Annotated in this window: 16 protein-coding genes; 7 read left to right on the forward strand and 9 right to left on the reverse strand. The window is 46.6% G+C overall.

Translation table 11 applies throughout. From position 1 onward, the window contains the following. Positions 1 to 323 precede the first annotated feature (323 nt). On the forward strand, positions 324 to 863 hold the full coding sequence (locus tag AC0J20_RS19210) for a gamma carbonic anhydrase family protein (RefSeq protein ID WP_229530482.1): 540 nt from the start codon (positions 324 to 326) through the stop codon (positions 861 to 863). A 3-nt stretch (positions 864 to 866) separates the two neighbouring features. Here AC0J20_RS19210 and aroE read toward each other — a convergent pair whose 3' ends face one another. The 7 genes from aroE to AC0J20_RS19245 form a co-directional block, all read right to left on the reverse strand. Further along, complete coding sequence (gene aroE, locus AC0J20_RS19215; RefSeq protein ID WP_473022967.1) at positions 867 to 1,676, reverse strand: shikimate dehydrogenase; 810 nt, start codon at positions 1,674 to 1,676, stop codon at positions 867 to 869. Next, on the reverse strand, positions 1,673 to 2,617 hold the full coding sequence (gene hemF, locus AC0J20_RS19220) for an oxygen-dependent coproporphyrinogen oxidase (RefSeq protein WP_473022968.1): 945 nt from the start codon (positions 2,615 to 2,617) through the stop codon (positions 1,673 to 1,675). The genes aroE and hemF overlap by 4 nt, the downstream gene beginning before the upstream one ends. Then, on the reverse strand, positions 2,617 to 3,189 hold the full coding sequence (gene tsaC, locus AC0J20_RS19225; protein ID WP_473022969.1) for an L-threonylcarbamoyladenylate synthase type 1 TsaC: 573 nt from the start codon (positions 3,187 to 3,189) through the stop codon (positions 2,617 to 2,619). Before tsaC ends, hemF begins: the two co-directional genes overlap by 1 nt. Before the next feature lie 89 nt (positions 3,190 to 3,278). After that, positions 3,279 to 3,839, reverse strand: a complete 561-nt coding sequence (locus AC0J20_RS19230) for a DNA topoisomerase family protein (RefSeq protein ID WP_473022970.1) — start codon at positions 3,837 to 3,839, stop codon at positions 3,279 to 3,281. 39 nt (positions 3,840 to 3,878) lie between these two features. Further along, positions 3,879 to 4,355 (reverse strand): DUF494 family protein, encoded by a 477-nt coding sequence (locus AC0J20_RS19235; RefSeq protein ID WP_229530477.1) that lies wholly within the window; start codon positions 4,353 to 4,355, stop codon positions 3,879 to 3,881. Between the two features lie 5 nt (positions 4,356 to 4,360). After that, positions 4,361 to 5,494: a DNA-processing protein DprA gene (dprA, locus tag AC0J20_RS19240; RefSeq protein ID WP_473022972.1), complete on the reverse strand. Its 1,134-nt coding sequence runs from the start codon at positions 5,492 to 5,494 to the stop codon at positions 4,361 to 4,363. A 44-nt stretch (positions 5,495 to 5,538) separates the two neighbouring features. Continuing rightward, on the reverse strand, positions 5,539 to 6,603 hold the full coding sequence (locus AC0J20_RS19245; protein ID WP_473022973.1) for a LysM peptidoglycan-binding domain-containing protein: 1,065 nt from the start codon (positions 6,601 to 6,603) through the stop codon (positions 5,539 to 5,541). 152 nt (positions 6,604 to 6,755) lie between these two features. On the opposite strand from AC0J20_RS19245, the gene def reads away from it, so the two are divergent. From def to trkA, 4 genes are read left to right on the forward strand one after another with little or no spacing between them, the layout of a single operon-like run. After that, entirely contained in the window at positions 6,756 to 7,265 is a 510-nt protein-coding gene (def, locus tag AC0J20_RS19250) for a peptide deformylase (RefSeq protein ID WP_229530474.1), read from the forward strand. A gap of 8 nt (positions 7,266 to 7,273) precedes the next feature. Further along, complete coding sequence (fmt, locus tag AC0J20_RS19255; RefSeq protein ID WP_473022974.1) at positions 7,274 to 8,236, forward strand: methionyl-tRNA formyltransferase; 963 nt, start codon at positions 7,274 to 7,276, stop codon at positions 8,234 to 8,236. Next, positions 8,184 to 9,548, forward strand: coding sequence for a 16S rRNA (cytosine(967)-C(5))-methyltransferase RsmB (gene rsmB / locus AC0J20_RS19260; RefSeq protein ID WP_473022975.1), 1,365 nt, complete (start codon positions 8,184 to 8,186; stop codon positions 9,546 to 9,548). The genes fmt and rsmB overlap by 53 nt, the downstream gene beginning before the upstream one ends. 24 nt (positions 9,549 to 9,572) lie before the next feature. Beyond that, the gene (gene trkA, locus AC0J20_RS19265; RefSeq protein WP_229530471.1) at positions 9,573 to 10,949 is read left to right on the forward strand and encodes a Trk system potassium transporter TrkA; all 1,377 of its coding nucleotides are present in this window, start codon (positions 9,573 to 9,575) and stop codon (positions 10,947 to 10,949) included. 14 nt (positions 10,950 to 10,963) lie between these two features. Here trkA and AC0J20_RS19270 read toward each other — a convergent pair whose 3' ends face one another. Both AC0J20_RS19270 and AC0J20_RS19275 read right to left on the reverse strand, forming a co-directional pair. Then, entirely contained in the window at positions 10,964 to 12,415 is a 1,452-nt protein-coding gene (locus AC0J20_RS19270) for a TrkH family potassium uptake protein (protein ID WP_473022976.1), read from the reverse strand. Between the two features lie 155 nt (positions 12,416 to 12,570). Next, on the reverse strand, positions 12,571 to 13,011 hold the full coding sequence (locus AC0J20_RS19275) for a YtoQ family protein (RefSeq protein ID WP_473022977.1): 441 nt from the start codon (positions 13,009 to 13,011) through the stop codon (positions 12,571 to 12,573). 171 nt (positions 13,012 to 13,182) lie between these two features. Between AC0J20_RS19275 and AC0J20_RS19280 the strand changes: the two genes are divergently transcribed. Then, positions 13,183 to 15,723, forward strand: a complete 2,541-nt coding sequence (locus AC0J20_RS19280; protein WP_473022978.1) for a TonB-dependent receptor plug domain-containing protein — start codon at positions 13,183 to 13,185, stop codon at positions 15,721 to 15,723. A 480-nt stretch (positions 15,724 to 16,203) separates the two neighbouring features. Further along, positions 16,204 to 18,966 (forward strand): DNA polymerase I, encoded by a 2,763-nt coding sequence (gene polA / locus AC0J20_RS19285; RefSeq protein WP_473022979.1) that lies wholly within the window; start codon positions 16,204 to 16,206, stop codon positions 18,964 to 18,966. Positions 18,967 to 19,307 lie beyond the last annotated feature (341 nt).

Genomic DNA, 19,307 nt, shown 5'->3' on the forward strand with positions numbered 1-19,307 from the left:
TTGTCAACATGTTATTTGAATTTATTTTTTCAGGTAACTTGTTGTAGCCCGCTTACTTAAAGGCCTGTAGAGTTTTCGCTCAATTCAGTTTTACACCTTAAGAAGCCGCTTCTGAAGCCAACTCTTTCCTTAAAAAGAATGTTTCCCCCTGAAGCGAGCGCGCATTCTACAGACATGATTTACACCGTCAACACTTTATTTCAAATAATTGACAATTTTGTTTCGAATGCCGAAATAATAATCAATATAGCCAGGAAAGCCGCATTTACTAGCTAATATCTGCTAAAGTCCTGGAACATTTAACCATATAAAATGAGTTATTCATGCCAGTCAGATCTTATAAAGGCATTACGCCCGTTATTCCGTCCAGCGTATATATAGATGAATCATCTGTGTTGGTTGGGGACATTACTATTGGAGAGCATGCCAGTATTTGGCCTTTGGTGGCTGCCAGAGGCGACGTTAATACAATGACTATTGGTAAAGCCACTAATATTCAGGACGGCACTATTTTGCATGTCACCCGTAAAACGGCTTCCAACCCTGATGGTTATCCTCTGGTTATTGGTGATGATGTAACGGTTGGACACCATTGTATGTTACATGGATGCACGTTAGGCAATCGTATCCTGGTGGGTATGGGGGCAATAATAATGGACGGTGCCGTTGTAGAAGATGATGTGTTTATCGGCGCGGGTGCATTGGTACCGCCCAACAAAGTACTCAAATCAGGGTATTTATACGTGGGACAACCGTGTAAACAGGCCCGGCCTTTAAACCAGGATGAAATCGCGTTCCTGAAAATATCTGCAGATAATTACGTCAAACTGAAAGACGATTACCTGCAAGAGAAGGGGCTATAATCACTAAGGTTGTCGTAGATAACGGGTTACTTTGTTTATATCGGGCTGCACACCATGCCAAATTCTGAAGCTTTCTGCGGCCTGTCCTACCAGCATTCCTAAACCATCTTTCAGTGTAATGTGGTCATTATTAGCCTGAGCAAAATTAAGAAAGCTGGTTAATTCATCCTGATAAAACATGTCATAAGCCAGTTCAGCGGCGGAAAATACCTCTGAACAAATATCCGGGATTGCGCCACTCACACTGGACGCTGTTGAGTTGACTATAATCTCTGGTTGTAAACCGAACAGTTGCTCTGTTGTCACCGCAGTAATATCACCCAATGAATGTAGCTGCTTCGCCAACTGTTGTGCCTTTTCGTGACTGCGATTCCAAATACTGATTTTACTGACACCAGCCTGAAACAGGGGATAAATACAGCCTTTTGCTGCCCCACCGGCACCGAGTAATAAGATATGTCGCCCTTTTAACGATATAGTCAATGCGAGATCCCCCACCAACCCCTGCCCGTCGGTGTTGTCGGCAACGATTTTATCAGGGTATAAACTCAAGGTGTTTACAGCCCCGGCAATTTTAGCTCTTTCTGATAATTCATCGGCTAGTTGAAAAGCCTGTAGTTTAAAAGGCATAGTAACGTTGCAACCACTGAAACCCGACTGTTGCAGAGTGCGGACATCAGCTTCAAAGTCAGATTCAACAGACAATTGCGCTTGATAATCTATCTGAAGGCCAAATTGCTCCGCGAACAAACGGTGAATTAAGGGCGATTTACTGTGGGCGATTGGGTTGCCGAACACCACGAACTTTTTCAAGTGCGCAACTCCTGTTCTGAAATAGCCAGCCAATTCTGCGGCGTTAAGTAGTAGTCATATAACTCTGATTCTTTGGAACCCGGTTTAGGCTTATACGCGTATTCCCAACGAGCTAATGGTGGCATTGACATTAAAATGGATTCAGTTCGGCCACCGCTCTGGATACCAAATAAGGTGCCTCTGTCGAACAGTAAATTAAACTCGGTATAGCGTCCCCGCCGATACAACTGAAATTGCCTTTCAGACTCACCAAAGCGCATGGTTTTGCGTTTTTCTACGATAGGAATATAGGCGGACAAATAGCCTTCTCCGACATTGCGCATAAACTCAAAACTTTTTTCAAAGCCCCATTGGTTCAAATCATCAAAGAATAAGCCCCCCACTCCACGGGTTTCCTCCCGGTGTTTCAAATAGAAATATTTGTCGCACCAGTCTTTATACTGCTGGTATACATCCTCTCCAAAGGGGCTACAGATTTGTTGCGCGGTTTTATGCCAGTGTTTTACATCATCGAAAAAAGGATAAAAAGGCGTCAGGTCAAATCCCCCCCCAAACCACCATACCGGATCGTGGCCGGGTTTTTCGGCAATAAAAAAACGCACATTTGCGTGAGACGTCGGAATATAGGGATTGTTTGGGTGCACCACCAATGACACGCCCAAAGCCTGAAAACTCCTGCCTGCCAGCTCGGGCCTGGCCGCTGTGGCCGAAGGCGGCAATTCACCACCATAAACATGAGAAAAGTTAACACCGGCCTGTTCAAATACATCGCCACCGGTTAACACCCGGGTGCGTCCACCGCCACCCTGCTCCCTGTCCCAATTGTCTTCCTTAAATACGCCTTTACCATCGCTCAACTGCAAGGTCTGACATATATCATCCTGCAACTTCAGCAAAAATCGCTTAACGTCTTCTATTTGTGTTTCTTGTATAGTCACCATCAGCCTCGAATAATTTGACCAGTAACACCGTCCCGGATAACACTGGGGCTGGCGTTTCCATCGGTTTCGCCTTCTATAAATATAACACTGTCACCAAACACGGCTTTGGCTTCTTCAATAGTACGGCAAGGATCTTCGCCAGCCAGATTGGCACTGGTTGACACCAGCGCACTGTTCAGGCGTAGGCATAATGCTTTAACCCCCTGATGTGCCGTAACCCGCACAGCAATCGAATCATGCTCACCGGTTAGCCATTCAGGCGCAGTTTTGGATTTTGGCAATAGCCAGGTGTTAGCTCCGGGCCAGCTGGAAAATATTTCCGTGCGTTTATCCATAGGGATGGCCTGGTCATCAACATACTTTAGTAATTGCGAATAATTATCTGCGATAAGAATTACACCTTTGTGCAAAGGCCTGTTTTTAAGCTGACAGATATGTTTTACCGCTGCTTCATTATCAGGATCACAGCCGATACCCATTACGGCTTCTGTAGGATAAACGAAAACGCGTCCAGACTTGAAGGCGTCCAACAAGGGTTCGACCTGTTCATTACTTGCAGACAGATGAGACATAACTGGCCTGTAAATTCTATGATGTGATGGCTGATGTATAGCCGTAAGTTACAAAAACAATGTACCGTCTGGCAAATTAAACGATGAATTTATAGCGACGTTTTAAATTGGCAGGTCTTTTGCGGACATTGCAGTGTGGAATCTGATTTAGCCACCATCACCGGCCAGCGACATTCCGGGCAGGCCTGTTGAACCGGTCGCTCATTTAAAATGTACTTACATTCAGGGTACTGATTACAGGAATAAAATGGACGGCCACTTTTGCTGGCTCTTTGGACTAGCTGGCCTTTTTGACATTTTGGGCACGTCACCTTTGCGTCTGTCTTTTTTGCCGGTTCATCCTGTTGAATAAAATGGCATTCAGGAAAATTAGTACAACCGATAAACATACCAAAGCGGCCTTTCTTAACCGCCAACTGCGACTGACACTCCGGACAGGAAGAACTTTCCATGACTTTGAGCGTCTCCACCCCCTGATGTTTACTCAAAGGCTGTGCGTAATCGCAGTCAGGGTAAGCAGAGCAACCCAAAAACTTGCCACTTTTGCCATTTCGAATACGCAACTCAGACTGACACTTGGGACAATCGCCAAATGCGTGTTTGATGGATTCTTTATTTTTGTCGAATAAGGAATTGTCTATCATTGCCATAGTTCGCGATCGAGAACATTGTCAGAAAGCGTGCTGCAATTAATGCAAAGGACCTTCCGGTTCATCGAACAGCAAGTCTTCCATCTGAGCATAGGCATTCTCTTTGCCTGGTACATTGAACAGTACCATCAACACTACCCATTTCAGATCTTCCAGACAAAAATCATTGACGTCGATTTCCATCACCCGATCAATCACCATCTCCCGGGTACTGGCGTCTAACACATTGATTTGTTCCAGAAACATCAAAAACCCGCGGCATTCTACATCCAGGCGTACCTCCTCTTCGGCAGTAAACACCCGGGCAACAGCATGACTGTTAACCGTAGAAAGATAGGGATTATTATCAGTTTCCTGCAGGGCGGCTAACTTTTCCAACCAGGCCAACGCTTTGTATATTTCGTCGTGATGGAAACCCGCTCTGATAAGCTCTTCGGTAAGTTCGTCCTGGTCAACGCGGAATTCAGACTCGCTATGTACCAGATTTTCAAAAAGATACATGAGGATATCGAACATTTTTATTATTCCCCCAATCTAATGTAACCACCAGGGACAGTGGCTACCAAACCACGTAGCTCATATTCTAATAATTCTGACATCACCGCCGTCACTGGCAGTCCGCTACGTTGCGCTACAACATCAATTGGTGTTGCTTCAAAACCAACACTAGCTAACAATCCCTCTGTTGCCAAGGGCAATTTGCACTTTTTTTCGCAGTTTATTGTTACAGGATTTACACCGGTTTGTCGGATGTTTGGGAATTCTTCATTAATGTCAGACACTTGCTCAACCAGTTTAGCCCCTTGCTTGATCAGGTAGTGACACCCCTGACTGCTTAAATTATAAACACTGCCCGGCACGGCAAACACCTCGCGATTCTGCTCCAATGCATATCTTGCCGTAATCAGAGAGCCGCTTTTCAGGGCCGCTTCCACCACTAATACTCCATTAGACAAGCCGCTGATTATGCGGTTCCGCCTCGGAAAGTGTTCTTTTTTCGGTTGACTTCGCAACGGAAACTCACTGACTAAACAGCCTCCCGCGGTCACGATATCCATCGCTAACTGTTGGTTGCGGCGGGGATAAATGCTGTCGACACCAGTCGCCATCACAGCTATGGTTATTCCGCTTTTATCCAGTGCCCCCAAATGGGCCTGAGTATCAATGCCCAATGCCAGCCCACTGGTTATGTGCCAGCCACTTTCTATCAAATCTGACGCCAGTTGACGGCCTATTTTACTGCCTGCCGGTGTCATTCTGCGGGACCCAACTATTGCCAGTTGATATTCCTGTAACACCGCCGGATCGCCAATGCCAAAAAGCAGCAATGGCGGCGCGCTGATTTCACGGAGTTGGTCCGGGTAATCCGGATGGTTAAGCGGCAGAACAAAGTGTGTAGCAGATTCTGCCAGCCACTGTTTTACTTCATCAAGGTACTTTGCGTATTGATTTCGTATGCTGGAAAAATGCTTAAATGACAGACCAGCAGCCTTAAACTGGCTACCGGATAACAGGGGAATATTCTGCAGGTTGTATTCTGCAACGGCATACAATTTTTGTAATTTTCGCACCCCCAAACCAGGCATGCAGTGCAGCAACAGCCACAAATCAAGTTGCCCGGACTCATTCCAGGAGGGATCATATTTAACTTCCATGTACATTTCCTTAATACGGACACCCTGTCCTTGTTACTCGTTAATTAGGGCCTGGCTACAATAGCCCCCTTGCGGATGACACTGGTTGATGCAGTAATCAGTGCATAGCTTACCTTGTTAAAGGTTTTAAATACGACCAGTTCGCCCACCTTGATGGCCGGTTGACGAATTCGATCCGAATCACCGTGAATGCTCAATAGTGACAGCTCAGATTCATCATAACGCAGCGGCTCATCATCAATGATATCAGGCCCCTGCAAGTAGATCCCCATCACCATTCCAGGACTAACCTGTTCGAAACCCACATCAATGACGACGGTATCATATTTTCCCAGTAATGAGCGGTCTTGTAAACTGGCAATAATATTTCCCGATTGTGTGGTGGCTGGCACCATATCCACATTGGCGGAAATAGGCCGCTGTTCCAGCGGAATTAAACGGTCTCCGCGCTTTACTTCCTGACTGGCTCCTTTTATCTGCACCAGCATTTCCGTTTCAAGTTCGGTGTTTATGGGTTCTGCAATTGCGACGTGTTTAACTAAATAGCCCAGCGTTTCACCCTGCATCGAGGTTAATTCACTGTGCTCCCTCACCACCTGATACTGTTCAGGCTGAAATCCTCCCTTTTTCCCCAGTACCACATCGGTATGGGCAAATCTCACAGCCCCTTCCTGATCTCCCAACAGATATGGTTGCGCCTCGTATAAAGCTTTTTCCATTACCAGATCATTGCGAATATGGGTTTCAATAATTGACCAGGGGATGGTTGGAATAGGGTCGGGATTTTTCAGTTCACGGATCGCTTTCGGAGACAGCTGAATCTGGCGTTTTTCGTTGCGCACCATAGATAACACGGTGTCGCCATTGGCATTGCGCTCCAGTAATAGTCGGTCGCCAGGATAAATCAGATGTGGATTTTCAATCTGGGTATTTTGTTGCCACAGTAAAGGCCAGTTCCAGGGCTTATCCAGATACATACCCGCAATTTGCCAAAGCGTATCGCCTTTTTTAACCACATATACATCTGGCGCCGACGCTTTAATTTCGACAGCACTGCCGCTCACACTGACCATTAAAGCCAGAATCAAACTGAAAATCCGGTATTTCAATCTTATCTCCAACAGTGATTAGTTACATGTGCTACTGTCATTAACCTGACGTTATCAGTTAGAATAGCGGGTTAAAAGGTTTTGGTCGTGTTTTTAATCAATTAATTGTATGTGTGCCGATACCCGACAACGGCAAGAGTAGAAGAAGAGTTATGGCAGTTTTAGAAGTTTTACGGTTCCCGGATGAAAGGCTCAGAACAGTAGCTGAAGCAGTGACAGAAGTAGATGATTCAATCAGAGATCTGGTCAGTAACATGTTCGAGACCATGCGCGAAGAAAAAGGCATAGGGCTTGCAGCCACGCAGGTTAACGTTCACAAGCGCGTTGTGGTGATGGACGTTTCTGAAGAACAAAATGAACCCCTTGTGTTTATCAACCCCGAAATCATTGAGCAGCAAGGCAAGATGATCAATGAAGAAGGCTGTTTGTCAGTGCCAAATAACTACGCCAAGGTAGAACGCGCTGAAGCCATCACGGTGAAAGCCCTGAATGAAAAAGGTGATGAGTTCACCCTGAATGCAGAAGGATTATTGGCGGTGTGCATACAACACGAGATGGATCATTTGCTGGGTAAATTGTTTATCGATTACTTGTCTCCGCTAAAAAGGCAGCGCATTAAAGCCAAGCTGGAAAAAGAAGCCCGACTGGCAGCAAAAGGATAAACAATACTGTGTCTTTAGCCTCTTCTACTGCATTAAAAGTAGTCTTTGCCGGTACGCCGGATTTTGCTGCGCAACATTTACAGGCATTGTTAGCCTCCCGTCACAAGGTCGTGGCAGTTTACACCCAACCGGATCGTCCGGCTGGCCGGGGGAAAAAGCTGCAGGCCAGTCCGGTGAAACAACTGGCATTAGACGCCAACATTGCAGTTTATCAACCAGAATCACTCAAGGACGCCGACGCACAACAGGCACTAGCCAGTATTGATTTCGATATTATGGTAGTGGTGGCTTACGGCTTGCTGTTACCCAAAGCGGTGCTGGATATTCCGCCACGTGGTTGCGTGAATGTACACGGCTCGCTATTACCTCAATGGCGCGGCGCCGCCCCCATTCAACGGGCAATCTGGGCGGGAGATAAAACCACCGGTGTCACCATCATGAATATGGATATCGGGCTGGATACCGGCGATATGCTGTTGAAATCAGAAATCGCAATTACAGCTGACGATACCAGTGCCAGTCTGTATGAGAAGCTGGCAAACGTTGGACCTCAAGCCCTCATAGAGGCTTTGGATAAATTCGATTCACTGATACCAGAAAAACAAAATGATGAACTAGCCAGTTATGCTAAAAAACTGGATAAAGCCGAAGGTTTGATTGACTGGCAACAAGACGGACAACAAATTGAGCGCAATATCAGAGCCTTTAATCCCTGGCCCGGTACCTGGTTTGAATTAGACGACAAGAATATCAAAGTGTGGCAGGCGAAGTGGCACACCAACAGCAATCAAGCCGCTCCAGGAACCATTATCAGTGTCGCCAGAGATGGCATTGAAGTTCAGACCGGTAATGGCAGTATTACGCTATTGCAGCTTCAAATACCCGGCAAAAAAACGCAACCGGTGAGTGACATCATCAATGCCCGCCCTGACTGGTTTAAACCCGGTCAAAAACCGGGAGCTAATCATTAAAGCGCAATCCGGTTACAACATACGAGCCATTGCTGCAAAAGCTATATTTGCCGTTTTGGAACAACGCAAATCATTGCAGGAGGTGTTACCTGAAGCCTTGCTTAAGGTAAAAGAACAGGACAAAGCCTGGCTGCATGAGATGGTTTATGGCGTATTACGACAATTACCCACCCTGCAATTTTGGTTGCGGCAGCTGTTACAGTCTCCCATTAAAAATGACGCCCGAATTATTGAACACCTGCTGTATCTGGGTCTGTATCAACTGCATTTTTCCCGAGTGAGCCAGTATGCCGCGGTGTCTGAAACCGTATCCGCATGCCAACACCTGAAACAGGCGCATCTGAAGAACCTGGTCAACGCCGTGCTGCGCAATTTTGAGCGCCAGTCCATTGCGGACACAGCACCAGAGGAAGAGCGCGTCAGCCTCAATTTGCCTAAGTGGTATTACAAAAAATTAAAAGCCGCCTATCCGGATAACTACCGGGACATCGCAGTGCAGCAAGCCTACAAGCCCCCTATCTGGCTAAGGGTTAATGTTCGCAATATTTCAGCCACAGACTTTGCTGCCGCCTTGTCATCAGCGCAAATCCAGTTTGAGCAAGATGCGCAAATGCCATCAACCTTTAAATTACTGGATAACAGCCGCATCAATCAGTTACCCGGTTATGAGGATGGCTGGTTTAGTGTCCAGGACAAAGCCGCTCAACATGCTGCCCATTACCTGGCACCACAGCCTCAGGAGACGATCCTGGATGCGTGTGCGGCCCCCGGTGGTAAGTATTGTCACATTCTGGAACTGCAGCCGGCACTGCAACAGTGTATTGCGCTGGAAGTTGATGAAAACAGAAGCAAAAGCATCCTTGAAAACACCACCAGGCTGGGATTAGCTGCACCGGACGTGCGAATCGCAGACGCCAATGACATAGCCCGCTGGAACAGCGAACAACGACTATTCGACAAAATATTGCTGGATGCTCCCTGTTCGGCTACCGGGATCATTCGCCGCCATCCGGATATTCTTTGGTTGCGCAAAAATCAGGACATCAGCAATCTGGTTAGCTTGCAGGCGCAAATTTTGGATAGCCTGTGGTCACAACTAAAACCCGGCGGCACATTATTGTACGCTACCTGCTCCATTTTGCCGGAAGAAAACACCCAACAGGTTGCGGCATTCCTGGCAAGAACGGAGGATGCCATAGCCATTCCTTTAGATCCCACCCATCCGGGAGATGGATCAGAAAGGCAAATCCTGCCTGGCGAATCTGGTATGGATGGCTTTTATTACGCTAAACTGCAAAAGCGGTACCCTTAAAAACAATAAAATAAGCTTAACCATATGAAAATCATAATTTTGGGAGCAGGTCAGGTTGGCGCCACATTGGCAGAAAACCTGGTAGGTGAGAAAAACGACATCACCGTGATTGACTATGACTCCGAAAAAATCCGGGCATTGCAGGACCGCCTGGATTTACAAGTGGTACAGGGTATCGGCTCCCATCCGGAAGTATTGCAAAAAGCCGGCGCAGAAGATGCCGATATGTTGGTGGCCGTTACTAACAGTGACGAAAGCAATATGATGGCCTGCCAGGTGGCCTACAGCTTATTTAAAACCCCCACTAAAATCGCCCGGGTTCGCTCAGAACAATACATTGTTTATCAAAAGCAGCTTTTTAAACACCAGGATGTCCCGGTTGATCATCTTATCGCACCTGAGCAATTAGTAACGCAATCCATTAAACGGTTAATTGACTATCCTGGCGCATTACAGGTTGTGGAATTCGCCGAAGGTCGTGCCAGCCTGGTCGCTGTAAAGGCCTATTACGGTGGTTTGTTGGTGGGCCATGCACTGTCAGCACTGAAAGAACACATGCCCAACGTAGAAACCCGGGTGGCCGCCATTTATCGTCGCGGTAAGCCTATCAGACCCCTGGGCACAACGGTGATAGAAGCAGACGATGAAGTGTTTTTTATTGCCGCCACCAAACACATTCGGGCGGTAATGAGCGAGCTGCAAAAGCTGGAAGGTAGCTATAAACGCATCATGATTGCCGGAGGCGGCCTAATTGGTGCCGGACTGGCGCGACAACTGGAACATGATCACCACGTCAAACTCATCGAATACAGTTATGACCGGGCCAAATACCTCTCCACAACCTTAGACAAAACCATTGTGTTTGTGGGAGATGCGTCAGATCAGGAATTATTGCAGGAAGAACACGTTGAGCAGGTTGACGCGTTTATTGCGGTGACCAATGATGATGAAGCCAATATTATGTCAGCGATGCTGGCCAAGCGCCTGGGCGCCAAAAAAGCCATGGTGCTGATCCAACGTGGTGCCTATGTTGATTTGGTTCAGGGCGGCGAAATAGATATTGCGTTTTCTCCCCAGCAAGCCACGATTTCAGCGTTACTAACCCACATCAGACGAGGCGATATCGTCAACGTTTACTCGCTGCGTCGCGGTGCGGCAGAGGCCATTGAAGCCATTGCTCACGGCGATGAAAATACCTCTAAAGTGGTAGGTAAGATGATTTCAGAAATTCGCCTGCCCCCGGGTACAACTATCGGTGCCATTGTACGCAAAGAAGAAGTGATTATTGCTCACAGCGATACTGTTATCGAGCCGGATGATCACGTTATCATGTTTTTAGTGGACAAAAAGTTTATTTCCGATGTAGAGAAACTGTTTCAGCCCAGCGCCTTTTTCTTTTAGGAGCAACCATCAACTTAACTACGCCAAAAGGTGGGCGAAAACAAAACCAGCAGCGAAAATACCTCAAGACGCCCGAAAAGCATGGCTAAGATCAAAAACCACTTGCCGGCGTCAGATACAGATGAGTAGGTACCTGCAACCTCACCCAAGCCCGGTCCAAGATTGTTCAACATGGCCGCAGTTGCGGAAAACGCGGTGAGATTATCCAACCCGGTTGCAATTAAACAAATCATTATAATGACAAATACCAATGCGTAGGCGGAGAAAAATCCCCATACTGCATCCACCACCCTGTCGGGCAACGCTCTGTCACCCAGTTTGACGGAATACACTGCTTTGGGGTGGATAAGTCGGTCGACTTCCCGTTTGCCCTGCAAATAAAGCAGCAGAACCCTGACCACTTTCAATCCGCCACCGGTGGAGCTGGCACACCCGCCAATAAAGCTGGCAAAGATTAACACAATAGGTAAAAACACCGGCCACTCAGAGAAATTGGTGGTGGTAAAACCGGCAGTTGTACTCAGAGACACCGCCTGAATCAAAGCCTGATCAAAGGCCATTTCGGCATTGTCATATAACTCGTAATACACCAGAACCAAAAAGGTCAGCAGCACCAGGGTAACCTGGATACTGAAAAAGGCGCGTAATTCCGGGTCAGTGAAATAGGTTTTCAAAGAGCGGCCTGTTGCAGCGGCATAGTGCAAGGCAAAATTCAATGCGGCAATCCACAGAAATACCACACAAACCAAGTTGATCATCGTGGAATCAAAGTGACCTAAACTGGCGTCATAGGTGGAAAACCCACCAATGGCAATAGTAGAGAACGCATGACATATCGCGTCAAACCAGTTCATACCGGCCAACCAATAGGCCACCGTGCAGGCAATAGTGAGCGACAGGTAAATGTACCAAAGGTGCTTGGCAGTATCAGCGATACGGGGCGTCATTTTAGAATCTTTTACCGGACCGGGTATTTCTGCCCGGTACAGCTGCATGCCACCTACGCCAAGTATCGGTAGTATCGCCACGGCCAAGACAATGATCCCCATGCCGCCCAACCATTGCAATTGCTGGCGGTAAAACTGTACGGCTTTGGGCAGGAACTCAATGCCTTCTATTACTGTGGCACCTGTGGTTGTAAGCCCGGAAAATGATTCAAAAAAGGCATCAGTAATCGTCATCTCCGGTTGCTCCATCAATACCAGAGGTAGCGCACCAAAACTGGCCAGTACGGCCCAGAACAGCGCCACAATCAGAAAGCCTTCTTTCGCGCGCAAATCGTCGCGGGCATTTTTATTGGGATACCAGATTGCCACTCCTGTCACTAAACACAGGAAAAATGCCATCAAAAAAGGTAGGCCTCCGCCATCCTGAAAGATCAGTGAAACCAATGCTGGCGGCACCATAGTGACGCTAAACAAAGCCACCAATAAACCAAGAATACGGACGATCGAGCGATATTGCATGAATTAGGGAAACAAAGAAAATTAAGTTCTCAAGAGATATGGCACTTTAAAAGCAAAGCGTCTGATACTCAAGGAGAAAAGTACCTGTGCTGCAGAATTGCGCCGTGCTGACCTTCACTGTGCCATTGGGCGTTTGTGAACCATTAGGGTTCGCGTTAGCAACATATAAAAGATAGTGCCTTGACGACCTCATCGGCATTGTGAGCCACCGCAACTGACACCGAATCAATGTCTTTTAGCGCGTGATTCAACGATTCGTCATGCCAGGAAATCAATGGTTTTCCCTGAGCCACAGCAAACCCGGCTTCGAAGGCAGAATTGAATTGTCGGTATTGTTCTGTAAAGCGCACGATAACGATATCAGCTTTCTCTAACAGCACCTTATTGCGGGCCTGGTTTAAACGGGCAAACTTATAGTCGTTCCACACCTGGCGGGCTTCGCTGCCCGATAGCTGACTACCAATCGCATCGCTGACTTTCAAATCGGTGATTGGGCTGCTGTATTCCACACGCAACCCCAGAGCCTCGCTTAGCCCTGTAATTTCCGTTCTCCACCGTGAGTGGATCTCACCTGCCAAATATACTTGCCACACCACTGCCGTATACTTTCTCCTGATATAGATAGTAAAATATGGACCGGAGCAGAAGAAAAAGCAAATTATAGTTTATTTTTTAACCAGCCACAGAACCGTCCTCGTCATCTGCGACTAATGAATTATGTGTAATCCCAAAATTCCATTCTATAATTACCCCAAATTATCTGATCAATGAAAGCAATCGATTTGGCATTAATGCAATCTCCCCTAAACATCATCAAAAAAAGCATTCCGTTTATATTGATATTGGCTCCGGAGTTGACCGCGCAACCCATGGTAGGGGAAATTGATGAGGAAGACATTGAACAGGTTCACGTTATTGGCACCCGAAACTTTGGGCGTAGCAGCGCCGAGTTACCTGTAGCTGTAGATGCGATAGATGCCGAAAGGTTGCGCAACAGTGGCCATCTGGAAGTGGGTCGAATGCTGCAAAATACCGCACCATCTTTTAATTTTTCCAGTTCTGCAATCAGCGATGGTACCGACGCAATACGACCGGCAACGCTGCGAGGTCTGGGACCCGATCAAACCCTGGTTTTGATCAACAACAAACGACGCCATAGCGCAGCTTTATTGCACATCAACACCTCTGTTGGGCGTGGCACATCAGGAACGGATTTAAATGCTATCCCGGTGGCCGCCATTAAGCGCATTGAGATTCTCAGAGACGGTGCCGCGGCACAATACGGCTCAGACGCAATAGCCGGCGTAATTAACATTATTCTGAAGGATGACGAAGAGTATTCGTCAATCTATGGCAGTTATGGTGTTCATCAGGCAGGGGATGGCAACACCGCAGTATTAGCCGCAAATCACAGCTTTGAGTTCGACACCGGCAGCATCAATGCCACTTTGGAAGTGCGTGACCGGGGTGATACCAACCGGGCCGGGTTAACCGGAGTTTGTCAGTACTTATTTACCTGTTCGGATATTGACGCCGATGGGATACCGGAAACAGATGACTCAAGGGAGTTAACGTTTCCCCGGCAGAACTTTCACATTGGGGATGCGCAGGTACGGCAAGTATCCGGAGTAATTAATGGTTACAAGGAGACCTTTGGTGGTGAATATTACGGCTTTATCACGTTGTCTCACAAAAACACGCTGTCCAGTGGCTTTTTCCGGCGCGCTAATGAAACCGAAAAGAACCCGGTAATTGATGGTACACAGAGCTTCTATCCTGATGGCTTTCTACCTGAAATCGCAGCAAGCTTACTGGATTACTCGGTAAGCGCAGGGTATTCCACATTGCTGCAAAGTAACATCAATCTGGATGTTTCTGCGACTTTCGGTGGCAACGCAATGCAATTTGATGTGAATAATTCGGTTAACGCCTCATTTGTACAACACCTGGTGAATAGCGGTACATCTGCCGCTGAGATTCTGGCAGTGACGCCAACCAGTGCCGACTCGGGAAAACTGTCTTCCTCTCTGGCCACCCTCAATATCGACTTTGTCAGTGAGCGCATCCGTAAAAATTATGCCTGGGGGGCGGAATTGCGTCTGGACAGCTATCAAATTGACGCCGGCAGTGAATACTCCTGGCAGGATTTTGATGGTATCGAAGGCGGTGGCGATGCCGGCATTCAGGTATTCCCGGGATTCTCCCCTATGAACAGCGTCGATGAAACCCGTTTTGTTTATTCTGCTTATTTTGATGCCGAATGGGATCTGAGCAGCAGAAGCCTGCTGAATGGCGCATTGAGGTTTGACCATTATGAAGGGTTTGGCAACACCCTTAACCTCAAACTCGCCGGTCGCCACGATTTTGATAATCGATGGGGGATCAGAACTTCGTTTAATACCGGCTTCAGAGCACCTTCAATGCAACAACTGTATTTCAACAATATCAGTACCCAATTTAATAACGGTGTTGCAGCCCAGGTAGGTACGTTCAGAAACGACAGCCAGTTGGCCAAAGAACTGGGTATCCCCCAGTTGGAGGAAGAAAAGTCCTTCAGTGTTAACGCCGGCCTGCTCTATACCGGGCAAAGCCTCACTGCCACGTTAGATTTTTACCTGATTAAAATTGATGATCGCATTGTCATCAGTGAACAACTAACCCAGGGGTTAGGCAGCGCAATATTAGACGACGTGCTGCAAAACAATGGCGTTCAAAGTGCACAATTCTTTCTCAACGCGGCAGAAACAGAAACTAAAGGCGTAGATCTGGTGATCAGTTGGTTTCCGGATGTACCACAAGGCGCGTTAGATTTTACTTTTGCGGTTAATGCCACCGATACTCAGGTTGTTGCCGTGAAGCCCAGTGGTGGATTAAATGATATCGACGAGCAGGATTTGTTCGGCGAACAAGCGCGTTCAATCATTGAAGAATGGCAACCTGCTTCACATGCAATTGTCAGCGCCAATTATCAAATACACGACTGGGTATTTACCGCTTCCACTAACCGCTACGGACGATATCGGGTCATAGATGCCGATCAGAGTCAGCGATATTCAGCTAAGTGGCTGGCTGACGTCCGGGCCAGTTATCAATTGTCAGAAAACACTCTGTTGCACGCTGGCATTAACAATCTGACTAACACTTACCCCGATAAAAACCGGATAGGTCAAAGCCGGGCAGGCCGTATTGAAACCATAGATGGAAACGTACTGGTGGACTCACCCGGCGTATTCACCTATTCCAGGCGGGCTGCTCCGTTTGGTTTCAATGGTCGATTTTATTATATGGGTATGGAAAGTCGCTTCTGATTTGAGGGGCGAACGCCGCAAATTTACACCCGGAATATCGGGTAGCTTTCACCTGAATTTTTGTCAAATTTTGTTTTAGTACAATTAGCTGTTTGCTAATAGTTATTGCATCTAACGAATTATTAATTTAAGCCTTCTCTTTTATTCCAGATATGGTACATTCTTCGACCCTTGACGCAAAACAGTGTTCAAAAAACAAACGTTCAGGAAGGCTGTTAACAAGGTTATCCACATTAAAACTAAAATAAGAATAAAACCAAGTTCCATTTATCTTATTCTAAGTTATTGAAATAAAAGTTAATTAATACAGACAAAAGCCGTTTTATTACGGTTGTTCGTGTTGTCTCTAAAAAACTCACAAAGTTATCCACAGCACATGCTTTATTTTAACGCGAATAACTTCCGCTTTTTTCTGTCAATTCGCTATCATGAAAAACAACTATTACATATCGCTTAATCAATTCATTCGGACACTCACCAATGACAACAAATGACAACGCCCCTTTCATCCTGGTGGATGGTTCATCTTATCTGTTCAGAGCTTTTCACGGATTGCCACCATTAACCAACTCCAAAGGTATGGCTACCGGTGCAATTTACGGCGTTATTAACATGCTGAAGAGCCTGATTAAACAATACAATCCCCAACTCATGGCCGTGGTTTTTGACGCCAAAGGTAAAACCTTCAGAGACGATATTTATCAGGAATATAAGGCGAATCGTCCACCTATGCCCGATGAACTCAGGGAGCAAATTCAGCCTTTGCATGAGATTGTAGCGGCGATGGGTTTGCCTTTACTGGTCATTGAAGGTGTCGAAGCTGATGATGTGATAGGCACATTAGCCAAACAGGCTTCTGAAGCAGGTATGAAAACCGTTATCAGCACCGGCGATAAAGATATGGCGCAACTGGTCAACGAACACGTCGAACTAATCAATACCATGACCAATACTGTGATGGACATTGATGGTGTCCACAAAAAGTTTGGTGTCGGACCGGAACTCATTATTGATTATCTGGCGTTAAAAGGCGACAAAGTAGACAATATCCCGGGCGTACCGGGAGTTGGAGATAAAAGTGCGGTTAGCCTGTTAAACGGTATTGGTGGTGTCAGCGAGATCTATGCCCGCCTTGATGAAATTGCGGGCCTGGAATTTCGGGGCGCCAGAAACTTTGCCAACAAAATTAAAGACTTCGAGCAACAGGCCAAATTATCCTACGAACTGGCAACCATTAAACTGGATGTTGAGTTGCAAGTAGAACCTGCAGACCTGCATATCAAACCCGCAGACAATGAGAAACTGACTACGTTTTTTGGCGACCTCGAATTTAAACGCTGGCATCAGGAACTACTCAACGCTTCAGATAAATTCAACACCGATAGTCAGGTTGCCAATGCCGATGTGGCAGACACAGAAAAACCTGAAATCAGCGTGGAATACGAAACCATACTCACCGAGCAACAATTGCAAAGCTGGTTGGATAAATTGCAAAAGGCAGATGTGGTGGCTGTGGATACCGAAACAACCAGCCTCAATTACATGCAGGCGGAACTGGTGGGATTGTCCTTCGCAACAGAAGCGCATAAAGCCGCTTATCTGCCACTGCAACATGATTATCCCGGGGCCCCGGAACAACTGCCCTTTCAGGCTACGTTAGATAAACTAAAGCCCATCCTGGAAGATCCGGCGATCAAAAAAGTGGGACAACACCTCAAATATGACCAGAACGTTTTGAGTCATTATGGCATCAGGATAAATGGCATAGTTAACGATACTATGCTGGCTTCTTATATATTAAACAGTGTCGCCGGCAAACATGATATGGACAGCCTGGCACTGCGTTATCTCAATTGTTCTACGGTTTCGTTCGAAGACATCGCCGGCAAAGGTGCAAAGCAACTTACCTTTAATCAGATAGAGCTGGAAAAGGCCGCTCACTACGCTGCCGAAGATGCCGATATAACCCTGCGACTACACCAGGTGCTGAGTGAAAAACTTGCTGAACAACCGGGTCTGTTACAGGTACTCAGTGATATTGAGTTGCCGTTAGCCAGGGTACTGGCTCAGATTGAACAAAACGGCGTGTTAATCGATGTGCATCAACTCAACCAGTTGAGCAACACGTTTGCACTAAGGGCTGCAGAATTAGAAAAAGCCGTACATGAAGAAGCCGGTGAAGTATTTAATTTAGGCTCCACCAAACAGTTGCAGGACATTCTGTTTAACAAAATGTCATTGCCGGTACTAAAAAAGACCCCAAAAGGCGCCCCCTCTACCTCAGAAGAGGTATTGCAGGAACTTGCCATGGATTACCCCCTGCCGGCACAGATCATGGAGTATCGAGGGCTGACTAAGCTGCGTAACACCTATACTGATAAATTGCCAAAAATGGTGGACAGTAAAACGGGGCGTGTACACACCAGTTATCATCAGGCTGTAGCAGTAACTGGTCGCCTGTCTTCTACTGAGCCCAATCTGCAGAACATTCCAATCAGAAACGAAGCTGGTCGCAGCATCAGGAAAGCGTTTATTGCCCCCAAAGGCTATAAAATAGTCGCGGCTGACTATTCTCAAATTGAGCTGCGTATCATGGCACACCTTTCCGGCGATGCAGGTTTGATCAACGCCTTTCAAAAAGGCCTCGACATTCACAAATCAACAGCAGCAGAGGTGTTCTCTGTCAGTCTTGATGACGTGACCGCTGATCAAAGACGCAGCGCAAAAGCCATTAACTTTGGTTTGATTTACGGTATGTCCGCCTTTGGCCTGGCAAAACAACTCAATATCCCCCGCCACGAAGCGCAAAATTACATGGATTTGTACTTCCAGCGCTACCCCGGTGTACTGCAATATATGGAGGATACCCGTGCTAAAGCAGCAGAACAGGGATACGTTGAAACCGTCTACGGCCGACGCCTGTACCTGCCAGAAATTAACGCCAAAAATGGCGCTCGCAGAAAAGCCGCAGAACGCGCCGCCATTAACGCCCCGATGCAGGGTACTGCTGCGGATATTATTAAACGCGCAATGCTACGGGTGCATGACTGGCTGCAAACCCAGGACCCGGAACAGGCAAAAATGATCATGCAAGTACATGACGAACTTGTTTTTGAAATAAAAGAACAATCGATTGAAGAATATACAAAGCAAATTCAGTCATTGATGGAAGCAGAAAACACCTTAAAAATACCACTTATAGCGGAAGTAGGCATAGGTGAAAACTGGGAAGAGGCCCATTAGGCCCGACAAAGCAATGTAATTAAATTACATTATTGTTATTGACTTTCAAAATCAATACCTCTATATTCGCACTTGTAGGGTACAGAGGTAAGATGTTCTATCTTTCAAACCTTTGCTTTAACCCCGGTAGTTTTACCGGGGTTTTTTTATATCTGCCGCTTTTTCACTCTTCCGGAATTTCCAGGGCAAATGGCCACATATTGATCTTTGGTTGCTGCCGCCAGGGAAAAGAAAGGCATATATTTGAAAAAAATTAAAAAAATTTTAATTTATTTTGAACTAATAGAAATCAGGCTGGTCTGTATTAATAGTTGTGTGTGTTTTCTCTAGTTATATACCCC

The organism is Planctobacterium sp. R6 (assembly GCF_055755215.1).